Source organism: Caballeronia sp. A2-2, assembly GCF_057612605.2.
This window is the reverse complement of sequence record NZ_JBVFIR010000004.1, coordinates 303,465-323,027: the sequence shown is the minus strand read 5'-3', so window position 1 is coordinate 323,027 and position 19,563 is coordinate 303,465. Positions and strand designations below refer to the sequence as shown.

At 58.4% G+C, this 19,563-nt stretch carries 19 protein-coding genes; 11 read left to right on the top strand and 8 right to left on the bottom strand.

Annotated features, from left to right (window positions below; all coding sequences use genetic code 11):
• The first annotated feature begins 105 nt into the window (after positions 1-105).
• From ACZCWR_RS32415 to ACZCWR_RS32380, 8 genes are all read left to right on the top strand, one after another.
• Complete coding sequence (locus ACZCWR_RS32415) at positions 106-1,743, top strand: alkaline phosphatase family protein (RefSeq protein WP_487306806.1); 1,638 nt, start codon at positions 106-108, stop codon at positions 1,741-1,743.
• Positions 1,744-1,849: 106 nt separating this feature from the next.
• On the top strand, positions 1,850-2,860 hold the full coding sequence (locus tag ACZCWR_RS32410; RefSeq protein WP_487306773.1) for a YncE family protein: 1,011 nt from the start codon (positions 1,850-1,852) through the stop codon (positions 2,858-2,860).
• Positions 2,861-2,956: 96 nt separating this feature from the next.
• Positions 2,957-6,139, top strand: coding sequence for an efflux RND transporter permease subunit (locus ACZCWR_RS32405; RefSeq protein WP_487306805.1), 3,183 nt, complete (start codon positions 2,957-2,959; stop codon positions 6,137-6,139).
• Between the two features lie 11 nt (positions 6,140-6,150).
• On the top strand, positions 6,151-7,314 hold the full coding sequence (locus ACZCWR_RS32400; RefSeq protein WP_487306772.1) for an efflux RND transporter periplasmic adaptor subunit: 1,164 nt from the start codon (positions 6,151-6,153) through the stop codon (positions 7,312-7,314).
• A complete protein-coding gene (locus ACZCWR_RS32395; RefSeq protein WP_487306771.1) occupies positions 7,311-8,708 on the top strand; it encodes an efflux transporter outer membrane subunit in 1,398 nt (465 codons plus the stop codon). The genes ACZCWR_RS32400 and ACZCWR_RS32395 overlap by 4 nt, the downstream gene beginning before the upstream one ends.
• 32 nt (positions 8,709-8,740) lie before the next feature.
• Positions 8,741-9,670: a LysR family transcriptional regulator gene (locus tag ACZCWR_RS32390; protein WP_487306770.1), complete on the top strand. Its 930-nt coding sequence runs from the start codon at positions 8,741-8,743 to the stop codon at positions 9,668-9,670.
• 139 nt (positions 9,671-9,809) lie between these two features.
• Complete coding sequence (locus ACZCWR_RS32385; protein WP_487306769.1) at positions 9,810-10,958, top strand: porin; 1,149 nt, start codon at positions 9,810-9,812, stop codon at positions 10,956-10,958.
• A 13-nt stretch (positions 10,959-10,971) separates the two neighbouring features.
• Entirely contained in the window at positions 10,972-11,154 is a 183-nt protein-coding gene (locus tag ACZCWR_RS32380) for a hypothetical protein (protein ID WP_487306768.1), read from the top strand.
• A 42-nt stretch (positions 11,155-11,196) separates the two neighbouring features.
• On the opposite strand, the gene ACZCWR_RS32375 is transcribed toward ACZCWR_RS32380, so the two are convergent.
• The 7 genes from ACZCWR_RS32375 to ACZCWR_RS32345 form a co-directional block, all read right to left on the bottom strand.
• The gene (locus tag ACZCWR_RS32375) at positions 11,197-11,541 is read right to left on the bottom strand and encodes a DUF4148 domain-containing protein (protein WP_487306767.1); all 345 of its coding nucleotides are present in this window, start codon (positions 11,539-11,541) and stop codon (positions 11,197-11,199) included.
• Entirely contained in the window at positions 11,501-11,776 is a 276-nt protein-coding gene (locus ACZCWR_RS32370) for a DUF4148 domain-containing protein (RefSeq protein ID WP_487306766.1), read from the bottom strand. Before ACZCWR_RS32370 ends, ACZCWR_RS32375 begins: the two co-directional genes overlap by 41 nt.
• 132 nt (positions 11,777-11,908) lie before the next feature.
• Entirely contained in the window at positions 11,909-13,318 is a 1,410-nt protein-coding gene (locus tag ACZCWR_RS32365; protein ID WP_487306804.1) for a heavy metal sensor histidine kinase, read from the bottom strand.
• Positions 13,318-13,995 carry a heavy metal response regulator transcription factor gene (locus ACZCWR_RS32360; protein WP_487306765.1) on the bottom strand — a complete coding sequence of 226 codons (678 nt, stop codon included), beginning with the start codon at positions 13,993-13,995 and terminating at the stop codon, positions 13,318-13,320. Before ACZCWR_RS32360 ends, ACZCWR_RS32365 begins: the two co-directional genes overlap by 1 nt.
• Positions 13,996-14,156: 161 nt before the next feature.
• Complete coding sequence (locus tag ACZCWR_RS32355) at positions 14,157-14,504, bottom strand: hypothetical protein (protein WP_487306764.1); 348 nt, start codon at positions 14,502-14,504, stop codon at positions 14,157-14,159.
• A 202-nt stretch (positions 14,505-14,706) separates the two neighbouring features.
• On the bottom strand, positions 14,707-15,030 hold the full coding sequence (locus ACZCWR_RS32350; protein WP_487306763.1) for a hypothetical protein: 324 nt from the start codon (positions 15,028-15,030) through the stop codon (positions 14,707-14,709).
• Positions 15,031-15,064: 34 nt separating this feature from the next.
• Positions 15,065-15,685: a response regulator gene (locus tag ACZCWR_RS32345; RefSeq protein WP_487306762.1), complete on the bottom strand. Its 621-nt coding sequence runs from the start codon at positions 15,683-15,685 to the stop codon at positions 15,065-15,067.
• A 189-nt stretch (positions 15,686-15,874) separates the two neighbouring features.
• On the opposite strand from ACZCWR_RS32345, the gene ACZCWR_RS32340 reads away from it, so the two are divergent.
• From ACZCWR_RS32340 to ACZCWR_RS32330, 3 genes are all read left to right on the top strand, one after another.
• On the top strand, positions 15,875-16,681 hold the full coding sequence (locus ACZCWR_RS32340; RefSeq protein WP_487306761.1) for a transglutaminase-like domain-containing protein: 807 nt from the start codon (positions 15,875-15,877) through the stop codon (positions 16,679-16,681).
• A 45-nt stretch (positions 16,682-16,726) separates the two neighbouring features.
• Positions 16,727-17,785, top strand: coding sequence for a zinc-binding metallopeptidase family protein (locus ACZCWR_RS32335; RefSeq protein WP_487306760.1), 1,059 nt, complete (start codon positions 16,727-16,729; stop codon positions 17,783-17,785).
• 379 nt (positions 17,786-18,164) lie between these two features.
• Positions 18,165-18,356: a hypothetical protein gene (locus ACZCWR_RS32330; RefSeq protein ID WP_487306759.1), complete on the top strand. Its 192-nt coding sequence runs from the start codon at positions 18,165-18,167 to the stop codon at positions 18,354-18,356.
• A 25-nt stretch (positions 18,357-18,381) separates the two neighbouring features.
• Here the strand turns inward: ACZCWR_RS32330 and ACZCWR_RS32325 are convergent, their stop codons facing one another.
• Positions 18,382-19,554, bottom strand: coding sequence for a mandelate racemase/muconate lactonizing enzyme family protein (locus ACZCWR_RS32325; RefSeq protein WP_487306758.1), 1,173 nt, complete (start codon positions 19,552-19,554; stop codon positions 18,382-18,384).
• Between the last annotated feature and the right edge of the window lie 9 nt (positions 19,555-19,563).

The following is a 19,563-nucleotide window of genomic DNA, read 5'->3' as shown; positions in this document are numbered from 1 at the left end:
CCGTAGTCCTCCTTCAGATTGTCAGTGCCTTCAGCAGTATTCAACAATCCATGACGAGGACGAGACATGACGCGCCAACGTAATCCCATTCTTTTGAGAAATCGCATGGCTGCCGCAGGACTGACAGCCGTCGCGCTCCATGCAGCGAATGCAATGGCACATGACGACGATCATTCGCCGGGGCGGGAGCATCGCCTCACTCAACATGTGTTGTTGATCAGTTTCGATGGTCTTCATGAAAAGGACGTCGCGCGCTGTGTCGCCTCCAATGCATGCCCTAACCTTGCGTTGCTCGCCAAGGCAGGCACGACCTTCACGAACGCGCATACGCCCGGTCTGTCCGATTCGTTTCCCGGACTCGCGGCGCTCGTCACCGGCGGTTCGCCCAAATCCGCCGGGCTTTTCTACGATGTGTCGTATGACCGCACGCTCTACGCACCATCCGATACGAGCTGCACGGGCACGCAAGGCTGGAACGTGGTCTTCGATGAAACGACTGGCATCGATGCCGAGAATGGCGGCGCACTCGTGCATCTCGACGGTGGCGGCGCGTTCAATCCGCAAGCCATTCCGCACGCCAAGGTGGACGGCAAGTGCGTGCCGGTCTATCCGCACGACTATCTGAAAACCAATACCGTTTTCGAAGTCATCAAGGACAGCACGCCGCACGCACTCACTGCATGGTCCGATAAGCACGCCTGGGGCTATGACTGGCTGAACGGCCCATCCGGTGCAGGCGTGGACGACCTCGCAAGAACCGAAATCAATTCGATCGATCCCAAGACCAAGACGAACTACACGGACATCTACACGCATACCGAAGTTTTCGACGACATCCACGTTCAGGCGCTCATCAACCAGATCGACGGAAAGAATTCGACCGGCGATGCCACGCCCGGCGTGCCGACGCTTTTCGGTGCGGACTTTCAAACGTTGAGCGTGGCGCAAAAGGCCACCGTGGCGACAGGCGGCGGCTATCTCGATGCAGACTTCACGCCCGGTCCTCAGGTCAGCGCGGCGATTGCCTATATCGATGCATCGCTCGGCCGGCTTGTCGCCGAACTGAAGCAACGCAATCTGTATAAGACGACGGCGATCATCGTCACGTCGAAACATGGCCAGTCTCCGACCGACCATACGAAGCTGGTGAAGAATGGCGATACGCTGACCAAGCTGCTCGAAGCGAATAACTATATCGACCCGAATGGAAACTTCGGCCAGAACGCGACCAAAAGCGGCAACCTCAACGACGGAACGGGACTCGTGGGCACAGGCTTTATTCAGACCGATGACGTAGGGCTGATCTGGCTGCGCGATCAAAGTCAGCTTGCGCAAGTCATCAAGACGCTCAAGGACAATCTGAGTTGCAATGCGCCGGGCATTTGCGCGGACGGCCCCTACTCCTATCTGCTTTATGGTCCGCGCATTTCGAATGTGTTCGGCAATCCGCAGGCAGGCCGCACGCCCGATATCATCGTTCAGCCAAATCCGGGCGTGATCTATACGTCGAGCACAACGAAAGACGAAGAGCACGGTGGCAACGCACCGAACGACAATCACCTCGGTCTGATCGTCTATGTCCCCGGCGAGCAACGCGCGGGACGTGTCGAAGACGAACGCGTGCTGACCACGCAAGTCGCGCCCACCATTTTGCGCGTGCTCGGAATCGAGCCCAGACGTCTGCATTCCGTGTCGATCGAAGGCACGAAAGCGTTGCCGGGTTGGGAGCGCGAGCGGTTTTGATTCAAGACCTGCAGCGTCAGCAGGAATTCTCAATTCCTGCCGACGCTCTGTACGTTAGCTTTCCGAATCATTAGGCTGGCTTAACCTCCAGCCTGATTTTTCATTCATGAGATTCCGCTCCGTTGCAATTGCCTTGAGTCTGGTCTTGTCGTCGATTCATCCTGCCTCAGCGACAAAAATCACGCTTATCGACGATATTCCGCTGCCTGCCATCACCGGCGGCGACTTCGACCACTTCGCCGTGGATCTGAAACGCGATCGCCTTTACGTCGCTGCCGAAAAGTTCGGCTCCATCGAAGTATTCCATCTGCCCGACGGGCAACATATCGCGAGTATCCGGTCGGTCACTGTCTCACCGCGCAAGATCGAACTCGCCAACGACGGACGCGACCTGTTGATCGCGGATGCGGGCACGGCGGATCTCATCGTCGCGGATACGCGCAGCTTTTCCATCGAGAAACGCATACCGCTCGTGCCGCAACCGGACAGCGGCGTGGCCGACGCACGCACGGGCATTCTTTATATCGGCAATGGCGGCAAGGGCAGCGACGACGACAGTTCGTACATCAGTCTCGTCTCGATGCACGACGGGGCGCTGCTCGGTCGCATCAAAGTGCCTTCCGCGCAGGTCAAGGCGATGGCCATCGATCCTGTCACGGACCGGCTGCTCGTGAACTTCAGAGACAGAAATCAAATCGGCGTTGTCGATCTGTCCAGCAGAAAACTGGTCGATGTATGGAGCGTGCCCGGCCCTTCCCGCAATTCCGCAATGGCGCTCGATAGCCGGGCGCGACGCCTGTTCATCGGTTCGCGCAATCCCGGCAAGCTGTTCGTGTTGGATCTGGATAACGGCGAGGTGTTGCAATCGCTCGATATCACCAACATATCGGACGAAATCGCAATCGATGCATCAGGCAAGCGCATTTACGTCGCGGGCGAAGGCGGTCTCGACATCCTGCAACGAGATGCGAACGGAAGCTATTCCATCGCGCAACATATCGATACCTTCGGCGGAAAAACCTTCGCGCTCGTACCTGAACTCGCGAAACTCTATGTCGTTCACACCAAAGGCCCGCTGGCCGATCAAGCCGGACTTCAGGTCTTCGACGTGAAATAGAATAGACCGCACATTACAAGCTTGTCATGTGGCGGTCAGAATCGGGTAAGTCGGCGGCACGCACACTCCACGCATCGTGCAATGTGGATACCTCTCGTGTGGATCGTTCGACTGGCCCTTCGTCGGCCCTATACCTTTATCGTTCTTGCGCTGCTGCTTTTCATGATCGGGCCGCTCGCGATCATGCGCACGCCGACCGATATCTTCCCCAACATCAATATTCCGGTGGTGAGCATCGTCTGGTCCTACAACGGCTTTTCCGCCGAGGACATGGCGCAGCGGATCACGACCAACTATGAACGCGCGCTGACATCGGATATAGAAAACATCGAGCACGTGGAGTCGCAATCGCTCAACGGCGTGTCGATCATCAAGATATTTTTTCATCCGGGCGCGGACATCAATCGTGCGGTGGCGCAGGCAACGTCGAGCTCGGCATCGATCCTGCGCATCCTGCCGCCCGGCACGCTGCCGCCCAATATCATCACGTATAACGCGTCCACGGTTCCCATTCTTCAACTGGGCCTGACGAGTTCGACGCTGCCGGAACAATCGCTGTACGACCTCGGCAACAGCTTCGTGCGCACGCAGCTTGCCACGGTGCAGGGCGCGGCCGTGCCTCTGCCCTATGGCGGAAAAATCCGTCAGGTGATGGTCGATATCGATCCGAGCAAGCTGCAGGCGAGAAACCTCTCACCGAGCGATGTCGTCAACGCGGTGAATGTGCAGAACCTGATCTTGCCGGGCGGCACGGCGAAGATCGGCACGCGCGAATACAACGTGCAAATGAACGGCAGCACCGAAAGCATCGGAGCGCTAAACGATTTGCCGATCAAGGCAATCGACGGCGGTGTGGTTTATCTGCGCGATGTGGCGCAAGTGCGCGACGGCTATGCGCCGCAAACCAATATCGTGCGCAGCGAGGGCAAGCGTGCGGCGTTGCTGACCATCGAGAAAACCGGCAGCACGTCTACGCTCACCATCATCCAGCAAATACGCTCCATGCTCCCGACGATTTCTGCGGGATTGCCCAAGGCGCTGCATATCGTGCCGCTGGCCGATCAGTCGGTGTTCGTGAAGTCAGCCATCACGGGCGTGGTGCGCGAAGCGTTGATCGCGGCTTGCCTCACCGCGATGATGATCCTGCTCTTTCTCGGAAGCTGGCGCGCAACGCTCATCATTGCGGTGACGATTCCACTGTCTGTCATCACGTCGTTGCTTGCGTTATCAGCGCTTGGCGAAACCATCAACATCATGACGCTCGGCGGACTCGCGTTGGCCGTGGGTATTCTGGTGGACGATGCAACTGTCGCCATCGAGAACATCACGCATCATCTGGAGAATGGCGCGCCGCTTGCAGATGCGATTCTCAACGGCTCCGGCGAAATCGCGGTGCCGACCTTCGTCTCGACGCTTTCCATCTGCATTGTTTTCGCGCCGATGTTCCTGCTCTCAGGCGTGGCGCGCTACCTTTTCGTGCCGATGGCCGAGGCCGTGGTGTTCGCGATGTGCGCGTCGTATTTCTTCTCGCGCACGCTGATTCCGACGCTCGCCATGTACTTGCTCAAGGCAAAATCGAAACAAGCACCGCGCGGCCCGTTCGCGTTTTTATCGCGCTTTCAGAGCGGCTTCGAAAACAGATTCGAACTACTGCGCAATCGATACAAAGATGCATTGACGCGCAACACGAACCGCCCGCTTATCGTCGTGGCGATCTTCGTGCTCTTCTGCGCAGGCTCGATGGCGCTCATCCCTTTTGCGGGACGCGACTTCTTCCCGACCGTCGATACCGGCGAAATTCGCCTGCATATGCGCGCACCGACCGGCACGCGCATCGAGGAAACCGCGCGGCTCGCCGATCAGGTCGAAGCGAAAATCCGCACGGTGATACCCAAGTCCGAGGAAGCGTCGCTGCTCGACAATATCGGCTTGCCGGTGAGCGGCATCAACCTCACGTATTCATCGTCGGCACCGATCGGAACGGAGGATGCCGACATCATGATCGCGCTCAAGCCCAATCATGCACCGACGGCTTCCTATGTTTCGCGCTTGCGTGGCGTGCTGAACGCTTCGTTTCCCGGCACCACGTTCTCGTTTCTTGCCGCCGACATCACGAGTCAGATTCTCAACTTCGGTCAGCCCGCGCCCATCGATATACAGATCGTCGGGAAGAATCTCGAAGGCGATCGCGCCGTCGCCAACGATCTGCTCACGAAGATGCGTCACATACACGGACTCGTCGATGCGCACATTCAACAACCAGGCGATGCGCCCGCCATCAACATTCGCGTGGACCGCACCAAGGCGATGCTGGCCGGTCTCACGCAGAAGGAAGTCGCGCAGGACTTGCTGATCTCACTGTCGGGAAGTTCGCAGACCACACCCAATTTCTGGCTCGATCCCAAGAATGGCGTGAGCTATCCGCTCATGACGGAAGTGCCGCAGTACGACATTCATTCGTTGCAGACGTTGGCGAATCTACCGTTGAGTCAGCATGCGGCGTCGAACGCACCGCAGAGCATTCTTGCGTCGCTTGGCAGCATGCAGCGTGGCGCGCAGCAAGCGGTCGTGTCGCATTACAACGTGCAGCCTGTCATCGATATTTATGCGTCGGTGCAGAACCGAGATCTGGGCGGCGTAGCATCGGAAGTATCGAAGCTGATCGCGCAAAGCCGCGCGCATTTGCCCGGAGGCTCGACCATCGTCATGCGCGGTCAGGTGCAGTCGATGACGCAATCGTTCAATGGCCTCGGGCTGGGACTGGTGTTCGCGATTGCACTCGTCTACTTGCTGATGGTCGTGAATTTTCAGTCGTGGCTCGATCCGCTCATCATCATCGGCGGTTTGCCCGCTTCGCTCGCGGGCATTGCGTGGATGCTCTTTGCGACCGGCACCACGTTGAGCGTGCCGGCGCTGACCGGAACCATTCTGTGTATCGGCATCGCGACGGCGAACAGCATTCTCGTGGTGAATGCCGCGCGTGAATTGCTAGACAAAGGCATGGCACCCGTGCAGGCCGCGATCGAAGCGGGTTTCTCGCGCTTTCGGCCTGTTTTGATGACTGCGCTCGCCATGCTGATCGGCATGTTGCCGATGGCGCTCGGTCTCGGCGATGGCGGCGAACAGAACGCGCCGCTCGGACGCGCGGTGATCGGCGGTCTCATGCTCGGCACCGTATCGACGCTGCTTTTCGTGCCGGTCGTGTTCGGTGTCGTGCATGCATGGCTTGCGCGTCGGCGCTCGACTTCGTTTGTCGGTTCGGCCGATGACGTCCAATAAAGATGACCATCATGAATAAGCAAGACAAACAATCCAAGTCGTATCTTCTTCCTGCCCTGCTGCTCGGAGTCGCTGCTGCGTTGCTGGCCGCAGGCATTGTGCCGCGCGTCCATATGCAGGACGCATTGGCAGCGCAAGCCGACGCCCAAAGCATCGTGACCGTTTCGGTGATCAATGCACGTCAGGCGCCTGCCACACAAGACCTCTTGTTGCCCGGCTCGGTATCGGCCTTCTCGGATGCATCGATCTATGCGCGCACCAGCGGTTATGTGCAGCACTGGTACGCGGATATCGGCGCACACGTGAAGCAAGGCCAGTTGCTCGCTTTGATTCAAACACCCGAAGTCGATGCCCAGCTTCAGCAAGCGCGCGCCGATGAAGCCACCGCACAAGCCAATTACGCCTACGCACGCGATACGGCGCTGCGCTGGCAGGACATGTTGAAAACGCAATCGGTTTCACAGCAAGATGCCGACACCAAGTCCGGCGACATGCTCGCCAAGCGCGCCATGCTGGCCTCCGCGCAAGCCAATGTGCGCCGGCTCGCGGAACTCGTTTCGTATGAGAAAGTCCTGGCGCCCTTCGATGGCGTCCTCACTGCGCGCCATGTCGATGTCGGCGCGCTCGTGACAGCAGGCGGCGCACCCGGACTCGCGGGCACGACCGGCGAACTGTTCCATGTCGCGCAGAGCGATACATTGCGCGTGTTCGTCGATGTACCGCAGGCGGATGCGCCCTACATCACGCCGGATACCACTGCGTATCTCACCTTGCAGCAGTATCCGGGCCGTCATTTCGCGGCACGGGTCGCACGCAATGCAGGCGCGCTGGACCCGGTGTCGCGTACCTTGCGTGTCGAACTCGACGTGGCGAACAACGACGGCGCGTTGATGCCCGGTGTCTACGCGCAGGCGCATCTGGAATTGCAGAGCGCGTCGCCCAAGCTCGATGTGCCTGTCAGCGCGTTGCTTTTCCGGCCCGATGGCGTGACCGTCGCCACCGTGGATGCATTGAATAAAACGAGTCTCAGGAAGGTGACGCTCGGCCGCGATTTCGGCACGCATGTCGAGGTCATGACGGGTATTCAGGATTCCGACAAAATAATCGACAATCCCGGCGATGCGATCACGAACGGAGAGCCGGTCAAGATCGCCGCGCCGGGGAACGCGTCATGAAGAAATTGCATAAAGCGGCCGCCGCGCTGTTGTGCATGTTCATTTCTGCATGCTCGACCGTGCCGCGCTATCAACAACCGGAAGTGGCCGTTCCCGCGCATTTCGCCGCCACGCCGGACTGGTCCGTCGCCGCGCCCAACGATTCGACTCCACGCGGACCGTGGTGGACAGCGTATAAAGACCCCCAACTCGACGATCTCGAAGCGCGCGTGAATGTGTCGAATCAGACTTTGAAGAAGGCGGCTGCGTCGTTGCAGGAAGCACGCGCCATGCTCGATTACCAACGCGCCGGATTTTTCCCGACGATCACCGCAGGCGCATCTCAAAGCCGTTATCGCACGTCGCAAAACCTGCTCGGCAAATCGCTTGCGGGCAAGACGATTCCCGACTATTCGGCGAGCGTGTCCGCATCGTGGGAACCCGATCTGTTCGGCCGCATTCACGATGCCACGCTCGCCGCGCAAGCCGACGCCGATGCAACGGCCGCGGACGTGCAGGCGCTGCATCTCTCACTAGCCAGCCAACTCGCGGTGGACTACTTCGATCTTCGTTCGCTCGACACGCAAAAGCAGCTTCTTGACGATAGCGTGACCGCCTATGACGCGGCGCTGCAATTGCTCAAGCGTCAGCTTGCCAGCGGCGCGATCGATGCGTCCGCCGTCGCGCAGGCGCAGGCGCAACTGGAGAGCACGCGCACGCAGGCCACCGAGGCCGCATCGCAGCGCGCCATGCTGGAACATGCCATTGCCACGCTGGTTGGCGAACCGGCATCCACGTTCTCGATTGCGCCGCGCAAACAGGCTTTCCTGTTGCCGGACATTCCGCGCACCGTTCCTTCGCAATTGCTCGAACGAAGGCCCGATATCGCGGCTGCGGAGCGACGCGTGTTCGCCGCAAATGCGCAGATCGGCGAGGCGCATGCCGCGTTCTTCCCGAGTCTGATTCTGAGCGCAAGCGCGGGACTTGAGTCCAGCTTCTTCGCGCCGTGGCTGACCGCGCCGAGCCTGTTCTGGTCGCTCGGTCCGCAACTCGCGGGCACCTTGTTCGATGGTGGCCGTCGCGAAGCCGTGCTCGATAGCGCGCATGCGCGATACGACGGCACGGTCGCGGATTATCGGCAAACGGTGCTGACTTCGTTTCAGCAGGTCGAAGACAACCTCACCGCGTTGCGCATGCTCGCCGACGAAGCGCGTAGCCAACGTCTGGCGTCGGACGCGTCGGCGCTTTCGCTGAAACTCGTGCAGAACCGCTTCCACGCAGGAGCGGTCAGCTATCTCGATGTCGTCACCGCGCAGACTATCGCGCTCACGAACGAACGCACGGCAGAACAGGTCGATGCGTGCCGCGCGGTCGCATCGGTGGGCTTGCTCGTGGCGTTGGGCGGCGACTGGTAAGCGTTCGAATTTAACGAAGCTATCCTAACCAAATGAATCAGCTCGATTCCATGCGCATTTTCGCCAAGGTCGCGGAATGCCTCAATTTCACCGACGCGGCGCGGCAACTCGGCATCTCCAACTCGGCGGTGACGCGCGGGCTCACCGCGCTCGAAAATCATCTTAACTTGCGGCTCATCAATCGCACCACGCGGCATGTTTCGCTCACGCCCGTCGGCCAGAGCTACTTCGAGGGCTGCGCGGACGTGCTCACGCAACTGGCGCGCATGGAGCAACGGGTGCGCGCGGAGTCGCAAAGCGCGGCGGGCCGTCTCAAGCTGGCCGTGCCAGCGTTCTTCGCCACGACGGAGTTGCCCAAGCTGCTCACCGAGTTTCGCGCGATGCATCCGCTCGTCTCGTTCGATCTCACCGTGTACGAAAGCGCTTCGGAAATCATGCCCGAAGACTTCGAAGTGTGCGTGATGTTCGAACGCAAGCTCAAGGATTCGGCGCTGGTGTGCCGCACGCTCGGACATTCGCGCGATGTGATCCTCGCATCGCCCGCTTATGTCGAGCGACGCGGAACGCCAGCCGCGCCCCGCGATCTCGCCGATCACGATATTCTACTGGACTCCGAATCGTTGATGCGCTACTGGACCTTCACTGACACCAACGGGGTGCATCGAATCACGCTCGTGCCGATTCTAAGCGTGGAAAGTATCGGCGCGATCCTGCGCGCCACGATGGCGGGGCTGGGTATCGCCCGGTTGCCGCGCTTGCTTGTCAGCGATGAACTCGCGGTGGGCAAGCTGGTGTCCTTGCTGGACGACTTCGAGATCGAAGGCGGCGAGCGCACGGTCTGGATGCTTTACGCGGGGCAGCGTCGTGCCACGCAGACCGCGCGCGCCTTCGTGGATTTCGCAGTGAGCCGGCGCACTACGTGTCCCTCGATGCCCATCGACGCTGGAAAACAAGATCTCTGAACAATATTCGCGTCATGCCCGCGAGTGGGTTGGACACCACACACGTCGGCAAAACAGTTTTGCATGGCGATAGCGTTTTTGTGCCTTTTAAAGTCCGTTGTCGCAACACGACGTAACCACTCATCAACGGACTTACACAATGAAAAAACTCTTGCTGGCCGGGGCGAGCCTCGGCGCACTCATCCTGCCACTGTCCTCTCATGCGCAAAGCAGTGTGACGCTTTACGGCGTCCTGGACGAAGGATTCGACTATACGAGCAATGTCGGCGGTCACTCGAACGAGCAGCTCGCAAGCGGCTTCGCTCAAGGAAGCCGTTGGGGTCTCAAAGGATCGGAAGATCTGGGTGGCGGCATGAAAGCCATCTTCCAGCTGGAAAACGGTTTCGATGTGAATAACGGCAAGCTCGGTCAGGGCGGCCGCATGTTCGGCCGGCAAGCTTATGCCGGACTGAGTTCGGCCACGCTCGGCACGCTCACGCTCGGGCGTCAATACGATTCGGTGGTCGACTATCTTGCGCCGCTCACTGCGAACGGCAACTGGGCGGGCTATCTTCTTTCGCATCCATTCGATAACGACAACACGGACAACTCATTCCGGCTCAACAATACCGTGAAGTACACGAGCAACACCTATGGCGGCTTCACTTTCGGCGGCCTTTATGGGTTCAGTAACCAGGCAGGCGGCTTTTCCGACAATCGCTCATACAGTCTGGGTGCTCAGTATGTTCGCGGCCCGCTCTCGGCCGCCGCGGCGTACATGCAGATCAACCATCCCGGTTCGAATGCGGGAGGATCGCTCTCGACAGATGACACCGATTTCTTCGCGGGACGTCAACGTGTCTGGGGCGCGGGCGTGAACTACACCTTCGCCGAAGCGGCGACGTTCGGCCTCGTGTATACGCACACCGACCTGAACGATGCCACGGGTTCCGTCTATGTCGGCAACTTCACGAACACGGCGAACTCACTCAAATTCGACAACTTCGAAGTGAATTTCAAATACCAGTTCACCAAGGCTATTTACGCCGGCGCCATGTACAACTATACGATCGGCAAGTTCGACAGCAACGCCGGAAACTCGAAGCCCAAGTGGCATCAGTTCGGGCTGATGGCCGACTACGCGCTTTCCACTCGGACCGATGTCTATGTACAGGGCATGGTTCAGCACGTCACGGGTGGAGATGCTTCGGCGTCTCCACTCGATCAGGCTTATATCACGGGTGCGGACGCGCCTTCTTCAACACGCAATCAGTTCGTCGGCCGCGTCGCTATCCGGCATCTCTTTTGATCTGGGGACATTCATGAAGCTTATTAAAATTCTTTTGGCGCTCGGGTTGATCGCGAGCATCGATATTGCGCATGCGGCTCAAGAGAACAACGCGCGTTTGCCTGCGGGCGATAACGTGCAGAATCAGACGCAGGCCAAGGTCAAACAAGCGCAGCCACGTCCGCATCGCAAGAGGAAGAAGCATCGGACGCAATAATGTGCAAGACGCTGTCGCGCGAGCGGCAGCGTCTTGCGAGCATCAGTTCGATGCGTGTTCTTCCGTCACACCGCCATAGCTCGCTTGCGAAGCGTGAGATTGCTCGCGTGCTTGAAAAGCGGCCTTGTTTCGCGCAATGGCGCGCGCGTTGGGCGGATAATTCACGCCATTCGACGGCACCAAGCCTTGCGATTCCGCCTGCACAAGTTGTTGCTTGACTTCGCCGCGCGTCAATTGAGTGCTTTGCGCGGAAGCCTGCCCCGCCACACCGACTGCGAAAGAAGCGATAAGAAGCATGATGATCTTTTTCATGATTGATATTCCCTTGGAAATGGATTGAGTCGGTTCAATTGGCTTTGGAAACGCCGCTTTGATGCGCACCGCCATCATTGCCGCCGTAGGATTGATTCTGATCGTGAAGCGCCGCGACTTTCGCTTCGGCGGCCATGAGCGCGCCGGGATAATCGGCGTCATGCGTGCTCGGCCGATAACCGACCGCTTCGAGTTGAATGAGATCGTTACGCACTTGCGCGCGCGTCACGTGATCCGCGGTGGATTGCGCGAATGCGCTAAGCGGCAGGAGAACAGTTGCTGCAAGCGCCGCACAGGTCATGGTTTTCATAATCTTCCCTCGCTGAGTTTGAAGACGAGGGAATTGCCGGAATGCAATTTACCCTCCTCACGCCGGCTTCAATGAATGCTGACGTTGGAGTAATTGTGGATTCCAGGCGTTGGCCGAATGCTGACCGTGGGATTACAAAATTGATATCTGATTCGGGAAGGTCAGCACGAAGCGCGTGCTGCGTGCATCGCTTTCCGCATGAACGTGTCCGCCGTGCAGGTCCATGATCGTGCGGACGATCGCCAGTCCGAGTCCTGACGATCCCGCGGAGCCCGATGCACCTCGCGACGGATCGGCGCGATAGAAGCGGTCGAAGATCCGCTCGATCAAAACAGCATCGATCTGCGCACCTTCGTTCTCGACGCATACCCGGACGATGAACCCGGCCTCGTGTATCGATAGCGTGATCACGCCCATCTTCGGCGTGAACCGCATGGCGTTGGCAAGCAGGTTGCCGATTGCACGCCGAAAGAGTTCGACATCGACCGTCAATGGCGCGGACCCGCATACGACGATATGAACGCCGGCTTCTTCAGCAAGGCCTTCGAAATACTCGGCGATGTGCGTCAATTCCTTGCCTCCGTCGATAACCTTCATGTTCTTCGCAAATTGGGGATGCTCGGCGCGCGCGAGGAACAGCACATTCTCGATCATGCGCGAGAGCCGGTCGCATTCCTCCAGGCTGGATTCGAGCGTCCCCTGATATTCGTCGACAGGACGCGGACGCGCCAGTGCGACTTCCATCGCACCACGCATGTTGGACAGCGGCGTGCGCATGTCGTGAGCAAGATCGGCGGTGAACTGCGAGAGCCGCTGAAAGCTGCCTTCCAAACCTTCCAACATCCGGTTCAGCGATGCGACGAGCGGTTCGAACTCCGAAGGAATATTTGACGTTTCGATTCGTGTATCGAGCTTGTCCGACGTGACGCGTGCGGCATTGGCCGCCATTTCGCGCAGGGGCCGCATGGCGCGGCGCACGAGAAAATAACCAATGCCGAACGCCAGCAGAACGCCCAGCACACCCGCCGCATGCAGCTTGTCGCGATACCGGTCCAGCAACAGCCAGCGGTCGTGCATGTCGCGCATGACGACGATGGTCGCGGTGCTGCCGTCCTGCAGCCGGGCATCGACGGCGAGCGCGCGGATGGGCGTGCCGCTGGCACTCAGCGGCGTGATGGAGCGTTCGTTGATCTGCCCGGCGGCGGGCACGACGACAGGCACCTTGAGCGCGGCCTTCGCTGCATCGACGTTATGCTGCACGAGCGTCTTTCCCGCTGCATCGGCAATGCGCAACGACAGTGCTTCATTGCCGAGCACCTGACTCTCCAGCCGTTCACGGTGCTGCAACACGTCTGCGTAGTTAGTCAGTTCGTTGGCGAGGCGTCGCGTATGCCTTGCAGCGAGCACGATATCGAGGTCATCCTGCACCCTCACCTGCTGCGCCAGCGCGAAATAAACGAAGCTACCGACTAGCCCGAACACGGCGAGCGTGGTTGCCGCGAAAGCGAGGGCGAGCGTGGTGGTCAGCGAGCGCGGCCGGATCACTCGGGCTCATCCAGCGCAATGACATAGCCGACGCCGCGCACGGTTTGAATGAGTTTCGTCGGAAAATCGTCGTCTATCTTGGCGCGCAGTCTTCGAATGGCGACTTCGACCACATTCGTATCGCTATCGAAATTCATGTCCCACACATAGGATGCAATCTGCGTGCGGCTCATTACTTCGCCATGCCGTCTTGCAAGCAATTGCAGCAACGCAAATTCACGCGGAGTGAGTTCGATGCGCTTGCCCGCGCGCTTTACACGGCGCCGCGTGATGTCTATCTCGAGATCGCCCAATACAATGAGATCGCTTTCTCTTGGCGGCCCGCGCCGCGCAAGCGAACGCACCCGCGCCAGTAATTCCACAAAGGCAAACGGTTTCACGAGGTAGTCGTCGGCACCGAGTTCGAGTCCGCGCACGCGGTCCGAAACGTCGTCGCGCGCAGTGAGAAAGAGCACAGGCGTGGACTTGGATTCACGTAAGTTCTTGATGACAGACCAGCCATCCATGGAAGGCAGCATGACGTCGAGCACGATCACATCGTAATTTTCTTCTTTGGCGAGAATCAGGCCTTCTGCACCATCGCCGACGACATCCACGAAATAGCCCGCTTCTTCAAGTCCCTTCTTGATATAAGCGCCCGCCTTTTGCTCGTCTTCGACAATGAGTACCCGCATGCCCGCTGCCCCGTTCAAGAGAGGTTCGTCTGCGGCAATTCTACGCCCGCTCAAAGCGGGCCTGATTTCCCCACAAGCGTGCCGATCAAAAAAAGCCCGGCGATAGGCCGGGCTGAAAGGACAATCCAATTGCGTCGGACTGTCCGCGTGGTCATGGTGAATCATGGCGCAAAAGCAGCGGTGCGCCGCGCGCAAGCCGGATGTGTTTCGATATGCAATTGAATCAGCCAGCCATGCTGCGCGCGGTGATCGATTGTGGCGGAGCTCGAATCGTTCGCTTCGAGACGCCATTCGACGTACGCTTGCTTTATCGCCTGTTCATAAGCGAGACGCGCCTTGAGCCGCACGAAAACAGAAAGAACGGCGGCGGCGACGAGTATCGAAACCCTCACACTGCGCAGACCGATCAAGTCGCCCTCGCCCGCGACGACGGCATACATCATGCACAGCGAGGCGATCACGACGACAGACAGTCCAAACAGAACGATATTCGCCCGAATTGCAGACATGGCGTCTGGTTTCATCATGTCCATTTAGTGGTTTCACGCAAAAAATGGTACAGCGGAATTCTTATGCGATCCTTAGCGCGGACCTTTGTTTCAAATCGATGAGTAAAGTATCGGTCGGGCGATGGCTCAGGATCAAGCCTGTCGGGCAGGAAATCTGTTTTTCACGCTTACGCGTGGTATGCGGAAGTCCTTTCGAAGTCTTTCACTCTTTCATTCGACCGCCGTGAAATCGACCGAAATGTCTCGCCGAAAACACGCCGATCGCCAGCATGCCCAAGCCGAGCGCGATTGCGTCGGCCGACTTGCGCAGATCGAAATCTCCCACGCAGAAGACGAGCACATAAGCCAGAACCAGATTGAAAAGACCCCACAGCACATTGATTGTCGATGACGAAAGGCCCTCGCCCGGCGGCTTGGCGAATGGAGTCTGGAAAGGTTCGCCTCGCACGCCGCTCACAAGGTGCGGGACTGCGTTGAGGAGCGACATGCCGCCGAAAAACCATGAAACGAAATGTAGCCACGCCATGTGCCGGCCTCCTGCCGTCATGCTCTGAACAATGTCAGCATCCCTGAATGATCCGGGTCAAACCGGACTCGGTCATCGGCTTGGTGACATAGCCATCGAATTCCGAAATCTCGGCTTCTTCGAGATCCACCCTGCCCGTGACGGCCACGATACAGGCGTGCGTCGAGTTTCCGGCTGACCGAATGTACTTACACAGCGTAAGACCATCGATGTCGGGCAATCCGATGTCCATGAAAATAGCATCGTAGGCCGTCGACGCCGCCATGCGCAGTGCGGCGCCGCCATCATGCGCGAGATGAGATTGATGACCGAGCGACGCGGCGAGCGCGGCGAATGCCTCCGCCGAATCGACGTCGTCCTCGATAAATAGAAATAGCATGTCGGCCTCGAACAAAATGGCGCCCGGGAGCATCGTCACGGTGCGAAAGGCCCGTTCTCCATCGAGTGTCATTTGCAGCGTTGCACGTGCCGTGCCTAAAAACGGCAACGGGCTGAGCACAAGGTCTTTCTTCCCGCTGCACGTCGCAACGAAGCAGATACCGCTTATTTGCGCGCTATTCCGCGTTCTAAGCTTGCTGATGAGGCCCACGCGGCTACGCTTGTCCAACTTGGGTACATCCGTTGCGTCCTCTGCCTTGCGCGTTGCGGCCTGCATGACCAATTCGTCTCGACTCGAAGCGCCCGCCCTTGCCTCCATAATGCAGGCCGAGTGAGGCATGGGCTGTCAGCGCTTGCCAATCCTTCCGAGGAATAAATATGTGCGATAGCGCTGACACCGTCGCTGTCGCTCGCCTATTTACCGTATCAACACTTTTTTCGATCAGGCAGCAGGAGCATTAATCCCATGAAACTTCGCGTTGGCTTCCAGTTGACCTACTCTTGTGTCCAGGCAACGCCCGCTGTGCTGATGATGAACACGCATCCCTCGATGGCTGAAAACATGCTCGAAGCGGATCGGATTTCGTTCGATCCGCCCTTGTCATTCACGCACTATTACGATGCATTCGGCAACCTCTGCACGCGCATCGTGACACCGCCGCTTGGCCCGCTTACCGTGACGACCGAGGGCGTGCTCGACGTACCCGACACATTCGAAACTTATCCGATCGATGGCACGCAGCATCCGGTCGAATCCTTGCCTGTCGATTCGCTTCAATTTCTTCTGGGCAGCCGCTATTGCGAAACGGATCTGCTATCGGACACGGCATGGCGTCTGTTCAGCGGTATCGTTCCCGGACGTGCGCGGGTCCAGGCGATCTGCGATTTCGTACATGCGCATATCAAGTTCGACTACAAACTCGCGCGACCGACCCGAACGGCGTTCGAGGCTTATAGCGAAGGTATCGGCGTATGCCGCGACTACGCGCATCTGGCAATTACGCTGTGCCGCGCGTTAAACATTCCAGCCCGTTATTGCACGGGTTATATCAGCGATGTGAACCTTCCGCCGCCCTACGCAGATCAAGACTTCTGCGCATGGTTCGAAGCGTACCTCGGCGGCACCTGGCAAACCTTCGATCCTCGCAACAATGCGCCGCGAACCGGACGCGTGCTGATGGCGCGCGGTCGCGATGCAGCGGACGTGCCGATCAGCATGACCTTCGGAGACGCTGACCTGATCGGCTTCAAGGTCATCTGTGAACCGAGTTGAATGTATTCGCACTTGCACGGCTCGTCCGATTGACACAGGCTGATAATGAAAACTTTCCACTGTAGCGCTTGTGGACATCTGATTTTTTTTGAAAACGTTAAATGCGAACGATGCGGCGTGTTGCTCGGCTTCATTCCCGAAAAGAGCGAAATGAGCGCCTTTGTAAAGGACTCTGCAGGTCGCTGGAAAGAGCAGTCAAAGGCCGGCGGTGGACTCTATAAGCCATGCCATAACTATGCCGTCGAAAAGGTATGCAACTGGATGCTGCCGGCCGATTCTCAAAACCGCTTATGTCCGTCATGCCGCCTGACTGCCATCATCCCGAATCTCAGGGCGCCCAGACGCAAGGATTATTGGGCGAGGATGGAAGCGGCCAAGCGCCGTTTGCTCTACACGCTCGCGGCTTTAGGATTGCGGGTAGAAACGAGAGAAGAAAATCCCAAAGGCGGTTTGCAATTCGAGTTTCGCGAGAATCGCCGTGATTCGAAGGTGACGACCGGTCATGACAACGGCCTTATCACGCTCAATCTCGCGGAGGCGGACGACATGCGCCGGGAGCGCGTACGCATTGCATTGGGCGAGCCCTACCGGACTTTGCTCGGGCATTTCCGGCACGAAATAGGCCATTACTATTTCGACCGGCTCGTGGAAGGCACCCCGCACATGCGCACGTTCCGGACATTGTTCGGCGATGAACGCAAGAGCTACCGCGAAGCGCTGGAACTGCATTACCGTGAAGGTGCGCCGGCGGATTGGGAAGAAACGCACGTCAGCGCTTATGCCACGATGCACCCTTGGGAAGATTGGGCCGAGACATGGGCGCACTATCTGCACATGGTGGACACGGTCGGCACCGCGCAGGCGTGCGGAATCAGTATCGAAGCCGACATTCTGAGTGAGCCGAAATTATCGAAGAACGCCGATCCGCGCTCACCCCATTTCGATGCGCTCATCAAGCAATGGTGGCCGCTCACCTATGCGATGAACAGCCTGAACCGAAGCCTTGGCATGCCCGACCCGTACCCGTTCACGCTTGCGCCGGCAGCGGTGCGCAAGCTCGAATTCGTCCATCATGTGATCAACACAAAAGGAACGGCGGCTTAAAGTCTGCATCAAGCGCTATTTTTTCTTGGCGCCATTGCTTGCGGCCGAAGCCTTGGGCTGGGGGACCTTAAAAGAATCGGCGGCCGGAGAAGCGACTTTCTTCGGTTGTTTGGGCTTTTTCGCCTCGCGGTTGCTCCGCACTTGACCTTTAGCCATTTCTTTACCCCTTTTTATACCTGTGTGGCAACCACGGACGGGTCGCTCTTAGCAGCATTTTGGACGCATTCTCAAGCGTTGTCGCGATCTATTTCCACGCCTCGATTAATCGCGCGTTGACGATAATCCTTGCTTTGTTGCGACATTCGGCGCACGCTCGCTTGGCTCGCCCTAAGCGCTTTCCCTGCACACAGGTGCGAGCTCCTCTTCAAAGGGTTCCAGCATGCTGACGCGCAACGCGACCTCGACCTATCCGGCCACGCAAACCAGAAAGCCCGACCTGACGTCCACTCAGAAAGCCCGTGTCGAATCCTTGCGTCAGGCCGATCTCGACCGCGCGGAAAAGCGCCTCAAGGACGATGCACGAATCAACGTCAACGCCGCGAAATGGCGGTATGTGGGCGCGAGCGACTAAGTCTGACGCCACGCCCATAGCAACTTCATGTTGAAGCGGAGAGCTTCTTCATCTCCGCGAACAGATCGGCCTTTCCCTCGAAGCCAATGCCCGGCAAGTCAGGCATGCTGATGAATCCGTTTTCGACCTTGACGCCATCGGGAAAACCGCCGTAAGGCTGAAACAAGTCCGGATAGGATTCGTTGCCGCCCAGGCCAAGGCCAGCCGCAATGTTGAGCGACATCTGATGGCCGCCGTGTGGAATACACCGGCTTGCAGACCAGCCGTGTTCGTGCAGCATGTCGAGCGTGCGCAGATATTCGACGAGTCCATAACTCAATGCGCAATCGAATTGCAACCAGTCACGGTCGGCACGCATGCCACCGTAGCGAATCAGATTGCGCGCGTCCTGCATCGAGAACAGGTCTTCTCCCGTGGCCATGGGATTGTCGTAGTAATTGCGCAGCGTGGCCTGCAATTCGAAGTCGAGCGGATCGCCCGGTTCTTCGTACCAAAACAGATCGTATTGCGACAGTGCCTTCGCGTACTGAATGGCGGTATCGAGATCGAAACGGCCATTCGCATCCACCGCGAGTTTTTGACCGTCCTGCAGCACGCTAAGAATCGAGTCGATACGACGCAGGTCTTCATCGAGCGATGCGCCGCCGATCTTCTTCTTCACGACCGTATAGCCACGGTCGATGTAGCTGCGCATTTCATCCTTGAGCTTTTCATGATCTTGCCCGGGGTAGTAATAGCCGCCCGCCGCATACACGAAGATTTTTCGATTCGGTTGACCATTACCGTAGCGGTCTGCAAGTAATTGAAATAGCGGCTTGCCCTCTATCTTGGCGACCGCATCCCAGATCGCCATGTCGATGGTGCCGATGGCGACGGAACGTTCACCATGACCGCCGGGCTTCTCATTGGTGAACATGGCCGCCCAAATCTTATGGGGATCTAAATTGTCGCCTGCGTCGTTCACGAGCGAGGCAGGATCGGCTTCGAGAATGCGCGGGATGAACCGTTCACGCATCAGCTTGCCTTGACCATACCGGCCATTCGAATTGAAGCCGTATCCAACCACTGGTTTGCCATCACGAATGACGTCGGTTATCACGGCAACCAGGCTCAGTGTCATCTTGCTGAAGTCGATATAGGCGTTGCGGATTGGAGAACTGATCGGAACGGTCTTCTCGCGAATTTCAACGATTCTCATGTCATTGCC